Here is a 3,394-nt window from a genome sequence, read left to right as displayed (position 1 = left end):
CGACGCGTAAGCACTTAGCCTCTATAGGAGCTGCCGCAGGCTGCGATCTTTTGTTTTTAAAGATCAAAAGATCGCAGCCTGCGGCAGCTCACACAAAGCAGAGGCAGCGCAGATGACACAAAAAAGATCATAACGATGGCTGTAGCTCGATTGCTCCAACAAGATCGGGGTGCAGCCACAAATTCATCTTCATCCATTCCTTATCGGCAACGTTGGCGGGCATACTAGGCCGTCTCGTTCCTCCAGGTGTCGCCCGCCCCATGCTTCGCGCCCTTATAGCTCTGACCTTCGCATGCCTGCTCCAACCGGCGTTTGCCGACGAGCGCGCACAAACTCAACAGCAGTTAGACGCCACGCGCCAGGACATCGGCGAGCTGAAAAAACTTCTCGGCAAGCTCCAGGAAGAAAAATCCGGCGCCCAAAAAGACCTGCGCAGCACTGAAACTGAAATCGGCAAACTAGAAAAACAGGTGGAGGACCTGCAAAAAGAACTAAAAAAGAGTGAAGGCGAGCTGTTGCGCCTAGACAGTGAGAAGCAAAAACTCAACAGCGCAAAAATTGAACAGCAACGTCTGATCGCTATTCAGGCCCGAGCCGCCTACCAAGGTGGCCGCCAGGAATACCTCAAGCTGTTGCTCAACCAGCAAAACCCCGAAAAGTTCGCCCGTACCCTCACCTATTACGACTACCTGAGCAAGGCCCGCTTGGCCCAGCTCAAAGGCTTTAATGAAACCCTGCGCCAATTGGCCGATGTCGAAACCACTATCAACCAGCAACAAGCGCAACTGCTGACGCAAAAAAGCAGCCTAGACAGCCAGCGTGCCGAGCTAGACAAAGTCCGCGCCGAGCGCCAGCAAGTGCTGGCCAAGATCAACACCGACGTCAAAAATCGCGATCAAAAGTTACAAGCCCGCGAGCAAGATCAGGCAGACCTGACTAAAGTCCTCAAGACCATTGAAGAAACCCTCGCTCGCCAGGCCCGCGAAGCCGAAGCGGCGCGGCAAAAAGCGCTGCTTGCGCAACAAGAGGCAGAGAAGAAACGCCAGCGAGAGGCTCAGTCGGTGGCTAGCGACGCCCCACGCAAACCGGTCCAATCGACCCCAGGTGCCTTGGTTTCAAGTGCGGGCGTCTCTTATGGCGGACCTTTTTCTCAGGCACGGGGCAAACTTCCGTGGCCGGTTGATGGTCGATTACTTGCCCGCTTCGGTGAAAGCCGTGGCGATGACGCTCGTACCAAGTGGGACGGCGTAATGATCAGCGCCAACGCAGGCACCCAGGTGCGTGCGGTACACGGCGGTCGAGTGGTGTTTGCCGACTGGCTGCGCGGCGCAGGCCAACTGGTCATTTTGGATCACGGTAATGGTTACTTAAGCTTGTATGGTCACAATCAGACCCTGCTTAAGTCCGCTGGAGATATTGTGAAAGCTGGCGATGTGATTTCCACCGTGGGTAACAGCGGCGGGCAATCCTCACCAGCACTGTACTTTGCTATTCGTCAGCAGGGCCGCCCTAGCGATCCTGCACAATGGTGCCGCACTCAGGGATGAGTCCATCACCTTTAATACGTAGGAGTTCGTTCAACATGCCGCACTTGCCCCGCCTCAACTCGCTGGCCCTGACGACCGCCCTGGTGATGGGATCACCACTGGCATTTGCCGCCCAGCCAGTCGCTCAGCCGGCAACTGCCGCTAGCGCTAAGGCGCCGCTGCCACTGGAAGAGCTGCGTACATTTGCCGAGGTCATGGACCGCATTAAGGCCGCGTATGTTGAACCGGTTGACGACAAAACTCTGCTGGAAAACGCCATCAAAGGCATGCTCAGCAACCTTGATCCACACTCGGCCTACCTTGGGCCAGAAGATTTCGCTGAACTGCAAGAAAGCACCAGTGGCGAATTCGGCGGGTTGGGCATTGAAGTCGGCTCTGAAGACGGCAATATCAAAATTGTTTCGCCCATTGATGACACTCCGGCCAGTAAAGCGGGCGTCCAGGCCGGCGACTTTATCGTCAAGATCAATGGTCAGCCGACTAACGGCCTGAGCATGACTGAAGCCGTGGACTTAATGCGCGGCAAGATCGGACAGAAAATCACCCTGACCCTGGTTCGCAACGGCGGTGCGCCGTTCGACGTCACCCTGACCCGCGCCAATATTCAGGTGAAGAGCGTCAAGGCTCAGTTGCTCGAAGACGGATACGGTTATATCCGTATCACCCAATTCCAGGTCAAGACCGGCGAAGAAGTCGCCGCTGCGCTGGCCAAGCTGCGCAGAGAAAACGGCAACAAGAAGCTCAAGGGCATCATTCTTGATCTGCGTAACAACCCTGGCGGCGTCCTGCAATCAGCGGTTGAAGTGGTTGACCACTTCATCAAGAAGGGCCTGATTGTGTACACCAAGGGCCGCCTGCCTAACTCCGAACTGCGCTTCTCGGCCACCGGCAAAGACTTGAGTGAGGCCGTTCCGCTCGTCGTATTGATCAACGGGGGTAGCGCTTCGGCCTCCGAAATCGTCGCCGGCGCCCTACAAGATCAAAAGCGCGGCGTGGTAATGGGTACACCTAGCTTCGGTAAAGGGTCGGTGCAAACCGTCTTACCACTGAACAACGACCGCGCTTTGAAGATCACCACTGCGCTGTACTACACCCCCAACGGGCGCTCGATTCAGGCTCAAGGCATCGTGCCGGACATCGAAGTCAACCGCGCCAAAATCACTCGCGAACAAGACACCGAGTACTACAAAGAAGCCGACCTACAAGGCCACCTCGGCAACGGTAACGGCGGGGCCGACAAACCTACTGGCTCTGGCACCAAAGCCAAACCCATGCCGCAAGACGATGACTACCAGTTGAGCCAGGCTTTAAGTCTGCTCAAGGGTTTGAGCATCACTCGCGGTAATTGATGATGCGTTTGTGGTCTGTCATCGCCCTGCTCTGCTGCCTGTCCGGTGCCGCCTTTGCGGCGCCGGACAGCCACACGCAAACACCGCGCAAAGCCTACCTGACCTTAATCATCGACGATTTAGGGCAAAACCTACCCCGTGATCGCCGGGTATTGGCTTTCCCCGGCCCGGTCACTACAGCGGTGATGCCCGATACCCCGCACGCGGCCGAGTTTGCCCGTGAGGCGCACAAGGCTGGGAAAATCGTCATCCTGCACATGCCCATGGATCCGGCCACCGGACCGTTTGCCTGGCACCCCGACTTGCCTCTGGAAGAGCTGGCTAAACGCTTGGACGCTGCGTTCAAGGCCGTGCCTTACACCAGCGGCATCAACAACCATGAAGGCAGCCGCATGACTGCTCAGCCTCAGGCGATGGCTTGGTTGATGGGTGAACTGCTACGGCGCCACAAATTCTTCGTCGACAGCCGCACCAGCGCGCAAACCGTGGCTGCGGCCG

General features: G+C 57.0%; 3 protein-coding genes. All 3 read left to right on the top strand.

The annotated features are described in order from the left end of the window. The first annotated feature begins 260 nt into the window (after window positions 1-260). Window positions 261-1,547, top strand: a complete 1,287-nt coding sequence (locus tag AQS70_RS08245; RefSeq protein WP_055102367.1) for a murein hydrolase activator EnvC family protein — start codon at window positions 261-263, stop codon at window positions 1,545-1,547. 35 nt (window positions 1,548-1,582) lie between these two features. Next, window positions 1,583-2,896: a S41 family peptidase gene (locus AQS70_RS08240; RefSeq protein ID WP_055102366.1), complete on the top strand. Its 1,314-nt coding sequence runs from the start codon at window positions 1,583-1,585 to the stop codon at window positions 2,894-2,896. A gap of 2 nt (window positions 2,897-2,898) precedes the next feature. Further along, a partial coding sequence (locus AQS70_RS08235) for a divergent polysaccharide deacetylase family protein (protein ID WP_162233888.1) occupies window positions 2,899-3,394 on the top strand: 496 nt, incomplete at its 3' end.

Source organism: Pseudomonas endophytica (assembly GCF_001411475.1).
GTDB classification, from domain to species: domain Bacteria; phylum Pseudomonadota; class Gammaproteobacteria; order Pseudomonadales; family Pseudomonadaceae; genus Aquipseudomonas; species Aquipseudomonas endophytica.
The sequence above is the reverse complement of the archived record's forward strand: the minus strand, read 5'-3'. Positions and strand labels throughout refer to the sequence as shown.

Excerpts from the sequence above, each read along its gene's own strand:
- AQS70_RS08245 (WP_055102367.1), top strand. The coding sequence starts at position 261 with ATGCTTCGCGCCCTTATAGCTCTGACCTTCGCATGCCTGCTCCAACCG.
- AQS70_RS08240 (WP_055102366.1), top strand. The coding sequence starts at position 1,583 with ATGCCGCACTTGCCCCGCCTCAACTCGCTGGCCCTGACGACCGCCCTG.